This window comes from Scytonema sp. UIC 10036, from assembly GCF_009725235.1.
Window position 1 is genome coordinate 22,669 of the sequence record NZ_WJFC01000171.1, and the last position, 6,782, is coordinate 29,450.

Annotated in this window: 7 protein-coding genes; 3 read left to right on the forward strand and 4 right to left on the reverse strand. The window is 41.9% G+C overall.

What is annotated here, in order from left to right:
• Nucleotides 1–13: 13 nt before the first annotated feature.
• Nucleotides 14–514 carry a hypothetical protein gene (locus F7734_RS46395; RefSeq protein WP_155751088.1) on the forward strand — a complete coding sequence of 167 codons (501 nt, stop codon included), beginning with the start codon at nt 14–16 and terminating at the stop codon, nt 512–514.
• A gap of 92 nt (nt 515–606) precedes the next feature.
• Here the strand turns inward: F7734_RS46395 and F7734_RS46400 are convergent, their stop codons facing one another.
• Nucleotides 607–1,203, reverse strand: a complete 597-nt coding sequence (locus tag F7734_RS46400; RefSeq protein WP_155751089.1) for a glyoxalase-like domain protein — start codon at nt 1,201–1,203, stop codon at nt 607–609.
• 201 nt (nt 1,204–1,404) lie between these two features.
• Between F7734_RS46400 and F7734_RS46405 the strand changes: the two genes are divergently transcribed.
• Nucleotides 1,405–2,043 carry a sigma-70 family RNA polymerase sigma factor gene (locus F7734_RS46405; RefSeq protein WP_166482577.1) on the forward strand — a complete coding sequence of 213 codons (639 nt, stop codon included), beginning with the start codon at nt 1,405–1,407 and terminating at the stop codon, nt 2,041–2,043.
• 89 nt (nt 2,044–2,132) lie between these two features.
• Nucleotides 2,133–3,188 carry a tetratricopeptide repeat protein gene (locus F7734_RS46410; protein WP_155751091.1) on the forward strand — a complete coding sequence of 352 codons (1,056 nt, stop codon included), beginning with the start codon at nt 2,133–2,135 and terminating at the stop codon, nt 3,186–3,188.
• A 249-nt stretch (nt 3,189–3,437) separates the two neighbouring features.
• Here F7734_RS46410 and F7734_RS46415 read toward each other — a convergent pair whose 3' ends face one another.
• The 3 genes from F7734_RS46415 to F7734_RS46425 all read right to left on the reverse strand — a co-directional run.
• Nucleotides 3,438–4,163: a hypothetical protein gene (locus F7734_RS46415; protein ID WP_155751092.1), complete on the reverse strand. Its 726-nt coding sequence runs from the start codon at nt 4,161–4,163 to the stop codon at nt 3,438–3,440.
• A 413-nt stretch (nt 4,164–4,576) separates the two neighbouring features.
• On the reverse strand, nt 4,577–5,092 hold the full coding sequence (locus tag F7734_RS66460) for a DUF2267 domain-containing protein (RefSeq protein WP_347566399.1): 516 nt from the start codon (nt 5,090–5,092) through the stop codon (nt 4,577–4,579).
• A gap of 663 nt (nt 5,093–5,755) precedes the next feature.
• Nucleotides 5,756–6,782: HAMP domain-containing sensor histidine kinase (locus tag F7734_RS46425; RefSeq protein WP_155751094.1), on the reverse strand; the 1,027-nt coding region annotated here is incomplete at its 5' end.

Below are 6,782 nucleotides of genomic sequence, written 5' to 3' on the forward strand. Positions count from 1 at the left end.
AAATTTAATCATTATGGTGAAAGAAACATCTCCTGAAAGTCAAGCGAGATTCACAACATTCGTGAAACATTTAGAAGAAGCCAGACAATTACAGCTTGACTGGATGACTTATGGTATTGACTGTGTAGACTTGTATGTTGAGGATGTGGATGGAGATTGGTTGGAAAAGTGGGGAGAAGATGAAGACGAAGAGGTGCAGCGCCAGAAACTTGTGGCGGCTATAACTGGGTTTCTGGAAAGTAATGATTGGGTCGCTGTGAGGATACGCAAGCAATTCAAGGATGAATCTAAGTCTATAGCGGATATTGCGATTGAGTTAGAGAAATGTTTGAGTATCGTTGAACCTCATGAAAGAGTTTTTGCCGTCAAGAAAGTTCTAGCTGATGGTATCACAGCTACAGATAATGACTTTCTTACTAGCGCTGAGTATAAAGAGTTCGAGTTACTAGATTTGGCAGAGGAATTAGTGGAAAAATTAGCGGAAAATTTTTGCTGGATGTATAAGTCAAATTAGGGGAGTTGTTAGTGGTTAGTGGTTAGTTGTTAGTTGTTGGTTGTTCTGTTAACCACTAACCACTAACCACTAACCACCAACCACTAACTCAATCAATTTGCCACTTCAGCCATCTCTATAATGCGTCCTTCGTAATCTTTAACTAAAAAATTGAGGGGTTTCTGGCTGCGAATTTTAAATTTCAAACCACGGGTTTCGACTCGCATTAAAATCATTTCTAAGCAGTCTTTGTCAAAGCAAACGTGGCGCTGCTGATTTTTAGTGCCTACACTTGCTCCCGTGATGACGTGCAATTGAGTATTTTTCTTGAGCTGATACCAAAGCCCATCACTGGCATTCGTCATTCTACTACCAGCTAATGAGGGGCTGCTAGATAGGTACAACGGATCGACTCCTGTTGCACCAATGGTTTGCTCGTAGTTGTAGTAGTAGTGCAAAGGAACTTCTGCTGCTGGTAAATCTAGCAGCCCTTCGTACAACTGTCTTGCAATTTCTAAGTCGGACACCATCACGGTATGCACTTTTGGAGCACTGGTGAGAAACATCCACATAGCACCAGCATATGCAGCTAGTAACATCACCATTATGCCCTGAGTAGAGAATATGCTGTCTAAGGGTAGGGAGGGCAAGAACGATCCGATGGTGTGAGGAACAAACAGGGACTGTAACACGTTGGCAATTATAATCATGAATACGTTGGGACTGTATAAGGATATCCGCTTTCTAACGTTTGTAGATGTAATACTTTGGTTAAATTTGTATCTCTAGTGTATCTACTACGATACATTCTAACTGTTCAGCTTTAATGGACTGACAGCAGGATATTATTGCAGTTAACAACAAGATTGCCACTTTTACACTAATTCTAGCAACATCATCTTATCTCAATGATACAAATACCTCATTTTACTGAAGCCAATCATCCATTGGTCAAGTCGCTCTTTCATCAAAGCGACCAGGAATTACTGACTCAGTTTCAACAAAACCCGGATGCGGGGAGATTCTTTACAGCAGTTTTTTGTCGGTACACTCCTATAGTTTATACCTTGATTCGGCATTCCGCCCGATCGCCCGTGCAAGCAGATTATTTGTTTGCTCTCACCTGGCGGCACATTTATCACGAACTTCGGGGCTTGGATTTAAACAGCGGTCAGTCTGCTAGGGAAGGTCTGACTTTACAAAACTGGTTAATTAATATGACTGCCTTCTGTATTAACGAGATTCAAATACCTCCCACCGAAGCCATTCATTATTCTCTGAAAACCACTTCTCCACCACTTTGGTGTTATGTGGAACAAGCTTTAGATCGGTTGCCACCTATGTTGCGATTGATTGTGGTGATGGCTCAAACGTTCCACTGGAGCGAAACAAGAATTGCTGCTTACCTGCAAGCCGAAGGGGAAGCGATCGCTCCTATTGAGGTAGCGAATTTTCTCCAAGAAGGTTATCGTATGTTAGAGGAAAAATTACCAACAGATATACGCGCTATCTACTTAGGTGAAAATTTTCTTCAACCTGGAGTAGCGTAATTATACGGAATAACGTGTTATTGGGTTGGTAAATTTTTAATTTCTTGTTAAACCGTTTACTTAAAACCGTAATAGCACGGAAAAATTTTATGAAAAGAGGGTGTTTATTGCCCGGTGCAAATTATATTTTGCTGTTGGTTATTTTGCTGTATCCATTTGCTGCAAGTGCAGGCGACATTACCGAACAACTCCACCAGCCCGTGGATCGTTCCATAGTGCGAGAAACCACAACTGAAGCAGATGAGTTGCAGCAACAAGGAGAACAACAGTACCAGCAAGGACGTTCGGACAAAGCAGTTGAGTCTTGGTTAAAAGCACTAGAGCTTTACCACTCCATTGGTGACCTCAAAGCACAAGGTCTGATTTACGATGCTCTGAGCAGGGGTTACGTGCAAATGGGTCTTTACAAAGAAGCAGAAGACGCCATGCGCCGACGTTTAGCCATTGCTCGTGACATCAAAGACTTCCAAGGTCAGATTTTTGGCTTAAATAACATTGGTAGCTTACTTTTACGCAAAGGAGAAAATAAAGCGGCTTTCCAAACCTTAACAGAAGCCGTAGAAATTGCCACTCAGTTAAAGAACATTGAAGGTCAAGGGCTATCTTTAAACAGTTTGGGGTTAGCAACGGCAAGATTGGGAGAGTACAACAAAGCCATTAAACTCTACGAAAAAGCACTGACTTACCGCCGTCAACTCAACGATGTTCTTGGTCAAGCCAATACCCTAAACAACCTTGGTGATGCTTACTCAGCAGCCAATGATTATCAAGGGACAATTGGCGCTTACGGCGAAGCACTGGGAATGGCAAAAATAGCAGGCGATCGCGCCAATCAACTGCGGGCGATTGATGGTTTAGTCATCGCCCACGGTAGTGTTGGACGTTACGAACGCGCCCTGGACTTACTAGAAAAGAGATTGACACTAGCAAAAGAAATAAACAGTCGGCGAGAAGAATTAAAGTCATTTGAGGCGTATGCTCAGCTATACGAACAAATAGGAGATCTTCCAACCGCTCGCAATTTTTACGAGAGAGCCGTTATCCTGGCGAGAAACCTTGATGAAAACAAATTAGAAGTGCAACTCCTAGATAAAATGAGACAGCTTCAACGTAAAGTTGCCACCAGCTCGAAAAAGAAAAGATAATGTTGGTAGGTTGGGTTGAGGAACGAAACCCAACGAAGTCGGTTGTATTGAGACGCGTGCGAAACCCAACGAAGTCGATTGTATTGAGACGCGTGCGAAACCCAACGAAGTCAGTTGTATTGAGACGCGTGGGAAACCCAAAGGAATCGGTTGGATTGAGACACGTGGCAAACCCAACGGAGTCGGTTGGGGTTGAGGCGCATGGGAAACGGCAAGATGTGTTGGGTTTCGTTCCTCAACCCAACCTACTTAATTTGAATAAACCTGTCCGCTTTGCTGAATTCTGATGACACCCTGTTCGTTACCGGGATTTGCTTGTTCATCTAGAGAAAACTCAATCATTCCAGATTTAGTAGAGACTGGAATCACTTGCACAAAGCCGTTATCTTGACGAACGGTAGTAATAGTCACAGGTACTGGTAAGTTTTGCAGAACAACTTCCTGTCCTCCACCAAGAATACGCCGTTCTGTGTGTCCAATCACTTCATAATTAATGGCGGCGTTTGTGTCGTTCTTGATTTTTACAGAGACTTGTCCGTTGGTAGGGGTTACTGAAGCGATAGGAGATTGCTGCTCGTTAGGTGATGGCGGTGCAATAACAGAAACTTGTCCCTGTTGTCTGCCAGAATAATTTTGATTCTCTTCATATGGTGCTTCACCGCCAACACCCAATCTTATTTGTTCTTCAGTTGGGTCAGCCGGAGTAACTCTGATAGGAATACTCCCTTGAGACGACTGTTGTCGAGTTATAGCATTTGCTGGACATCCTTGAGGAACCAAAACTCTATTATTGTGAGGTTCTTCATAGAAAATGCTAGGGCATGGGTTAACTTTGGAATTTGGTCTCGGTTGAGGTTGCTGGGGTTGCTGAGCTAGTGCTGCTTGAGGAATAGAGGACAAACCAATGAGTAATCCTCCACAAATAGCACCGAAAAAAGTAATTGATTTGTTAAAGATTGGATAGGGCTTATTCATGCTTACCTCCTGCTAAATTTTTGGCTAACATTGCGTGAAAAATTTGATAAAATTTGCCTTATGTAATAAGACAAGTGTCTCTACATTGACGCATTTATCTTATTGGAAGATGATTATTTATTGAGTTGGCAAATATATATTGCCTCACATAAGGTCTTTATTTTTTCTGAATTTAATACAATAAGAATAACAATTCCTAATTACTTAGAACTCTTACTATAGATATGAAAAGAATTAATAGCTTAAATCAGTCTTTCTATCGAAAGTTAGAATATTTTAAATAGAAATTAATACACTCAGATTTACCCCCTTAATCCCCCTTGGTGAGGGGGGATATTGGATCTCCAGTTCCCTCCCCTTTACAAGGGAGGTTAGGGTGGGGTAAAACTGCTCAAACCTTGGTCTATTAGCCATTAAGCCTTTTCCCAAAGCTCGCGAACATGGTCGGGTAACCAACTGGCAATTTCCTGAATTCTTTCTTGTGATAATTCGTCTTTGGTGGCAGAAAAAACAGCTTTGACAACCAGTTCGCGGTCTACATTAGCTTGCAATCCACCTTCATTTGCAACTCTGAATAAAAAGCGGTCAGAGTCAATTTTGAAAATGCCAGGACCTTGCCAAGGTGGACGAACACGGCTGAGGAATCCTACAATAGGATTGGTGTCTTTCCAAAGTTCTGCAATTTCTACTTGCAGAGATTTATCTTCAGTAATTTCAGCTGGTTTGTGTAGTTCTTCTGCAACTCGGTCAGCAGCTTCTGTTGTCATCAAGTCACGCATCACTCGATAAACAACTTCTGTTACGTCCCTAGCATCAAAGATGTCTTCAAGGTTACCCTTGAGCATAACCTTTTCCAAAAAAGGTAGATCTTTGGTGGCAACAGGAACTGCTGGTCCTTCTCTTAATGCTTTGGGAGGGTTTGCCTCCATTTTTTCCAACATTTTCTGACCTTTTTGTGTCAGTTCTGCCTTTTTGAAGGTAATTAAATGAGGCAAAGGACCATCTGCAGCACCAAAAGTATTGGCAATTCTGAAGTCAACTTCTTTGGGATTGGCGACATCAGGAACATCTTCCTGATTGCCGTAAGCATTGCCTGTAAATTCAGCATTGATATACTGCTTTTGATTCAGGTAATCTAAATGACCTAAAAGGTCTGTTGGGGTCATTTGTCTCCCTGCCAAGTCCGTTTCAGTGAATTCAACTTGGTGCATTCCCTGCCCGGTTTCTTGTATTTTTTTTAGTATAATATAAGCAACATCTTCTCTAATGGGTATTGTCATCTAACCCTCCTTCATGCATTGTCTTTAATGCATTGAATTTGAAGTCATTTTGCCAATAATAAACTAGCAGCTTGCAAAACTACTTAGAAAGTTAGAGAGAATCTAAAAGTAGTTGTACCAAACTGCTAGAAGTCAAATTTATGGCTCACTTCATCAAGCATTGCCATTAAATTAGTAGGTAACGCGATCGCTCTACATCTGTCACAGGAAACACCTGTTTATCTGTCATGGGTATCATTTTATGATGGTTAGTAGTTAGTGGTTAGTGGTTAGTGGTTAGTAGAAAAGCAACTAACAACTAACTACTATCCACTAACTTTCAACAGATGTTGGTAAAGTGACTGTGATAGTGGTGCCTATACCTTGTGTACTGTCTACTATAATGTGACCTTGATGGTTTTGGACAATTGCTTGAGCAATGGCTAGCCCCAAACCAGAACCAGTTGAACTTTGCGATCGCGTGGAACCTGTTTTGTGGGTACGTGCTGGATCGACTCGATAAAATCGATCAAAGAGGCGAGGTATTGCTTCTGAAGGAATACCAATTCCGGTATCGCTGACCTGAATTTGCAGATAGGTGTTACTGTGACGCAGCCCAGAAACACGATTTGTTGCTTCTATACGTGTCAGGGCAACATTCACTTGTCCATTAGGTAGAGTGTACTGCAAGGCGTTACCAATTAGATTTGTAAATAATCTTACTAATTGATCCCAATTTCCAACCAGAGTGAACCAATTATCTATTAACTCATGGTTAGTTTGTGAAGCAGGTGGATCAATTAATTCTAGAGTTAAATTTATATTTTTTTCTGTCGCTAACAGCTGTTGTTCCTCAACGACTTCCATCAACAAAGCATCAAGAGGACAAGGGGAAAAAATTTCTTTACTGATACCGCTATCTTGCCTTGCTAAAAACAGTAAGTCATTCACTAACTTCCCCAAACGTTGTGTGAGTCGTTCCACAACTTTTAGTTGTTGTTTGTAGTGAAGGGGAGTTACACCTTCTGTTTCTGCTAACTCTAGATCGGCAAGGGCAACTTGAACGTTAGTTTGAATTAAAGCAATCGGACTTCTAAGTTCGTGAGAAGCATCAGCCGTAAACTGTTTGAGGCGTTGATAGGACTCGCGCACTGGTTCCATGGCTTTACCTGAAAGAAACCAACCACTGGCTGCAACAGAAATGACCATTAATCCAGTTCCCAGTGCTAGGTCAAAAATTAACTCGCGGCTGGGTTTGGTGACTTCAAACCAGGGATGGCTTACCCGCAAATACCCCAAGACTTGGCGACCAATTTGCACTCGTTCTGTGACTTGTCGAAGTAGGAGGGGAGGGGAAGTG

What these genes read in the sequence shown, in the direction of transcription:
- F7734_RS46395 (WP_155751088.1), top strand. Translation starts at nt 14, where the DNA reads ATGGTGAAAGAAACATCTCCTGAAAGTCAAGCGAGATTCACAACATTC.
- F7734_RS46400 (WP_155751089.1), bottom strand. Translation starts at nt 1,203, where the DNA reads ATGATTATAATTGCCAACGTGTTACAGTCCCTGTTTGTTCCTCACACC.
- F7734_RS46410 (WP_155751091.1), top strand. Translation starts at nt 2,133, where the DNA reads ATGAAAAGAGGGTGTTTATTGCCCGGTGCAAATTATATTTTGCTGTTG.
- F7734_RS46415 (WP_155751092.1), bottom strand. Translation starts at nt 4,163, where the DNA reads ATGAATAAGCCCTATCCAATCTTTAACAAATCAATTACTTTTTTCGGT.
- F7734_RS66460 (WP_347566399.1), bottom strand. Translation starts at nt 5,092, where the DNA reads ATGGAGGCAAACCCTCCCAAAGCATTAAGAGAAGGACCAGCAGTTCCT.